Consider the following 660-nt stretch of genomic DNA (forward strand, 5'->3'; position numbering starts at 1 on the left):
GCGCGCAGGCGGGTCATCGGCGCCATCACCAGCCGGTTCGGGAGTTCCAGGAGGCCGACGGTGACGGGGGTGAGCAGCTGCACGGGCGGGTCCAATCGATCGGGGATGCCGCCGGACACAACCCGTCGCGGAGGTTGCCTATTCCGTCGGGCGGCGCGGCGCGGCATCCTGGTGTGCACCGCACGTTCACGAGAGGGGTCCCGATGCTCGTGCAGGTCGCCCAGCATGCCGAAGATCTGGCGCGCGCCACCGCCTGGTACTCGACGCTGCTCGCGCGCGAGCCCGTCGCGGCGTTCGATCCGCCGGGGCTCGTGTTCTTCGACCTCGACGGGGTGCGACTGCTCGTCGACCGCGCGGCGCCGTCAGCGCTGATCTACCTGCGTGTCGACGACATCGACGAGGCCGTGGCGCGGGCGCGCGATGCCGGCACCGAGGTGGTCACGCCGCCGCATCCGATCTTCTCCCACCACGACGACAGCCTCGGTCCCGCAGGCTCCGACGAGTGGCAGGCGTTCGTGCGCGACTCGGAGGGGAACCTCGTCGGGCTCGTCGAGCAGCGACTCGGCTGAGCTCACGCGGCGAGCCGCTGCCGCAGGAAGTCGACGACCGCGGCCCGGGCCGCATGGGTCGGATGCCCCGCCTCGCCCGCGTGCGGATCGG

General features: G+C 72.6%; 1 protein-coding gene. It reads left to right on the top strand.

Features of this window, described 5'->3' with window-relative positions:
• The first annotated feature begins 203 nt into the window (after nt 1–203).
• Nucleotides 204–569 (top strand): VOC family protein, encoded by a 366-nt coding sequence (locus ASG00_RS05050; protein WP_056207356.1) that lies wholly within the window; start codon nt 204–206, stop codon nt 567–569.
• Nucleotides 570–660: the final 91 nt, after the last annotated feature.

The organism is Microbacterium sp. Leaf351, assembly GCF_001423825.1.
Taxonomy (GTDB): domain Bacteria; phylum Actinomycetota; class Actinomycetes; order Actinomycetales; family Microbacteriaceae; genus Microbacterium; species Microbacterium ginsengisoli.

Excerpts from the sequence above, each read along its gene's own strand:
- ASG00_RS05050 (WP_056207356.1), top strand. The coding sequence starts at position 204 with ATGCTCGTGCAGGTCGCCCAGCATGCCGAAGATCTGGCGCGCGCCACC.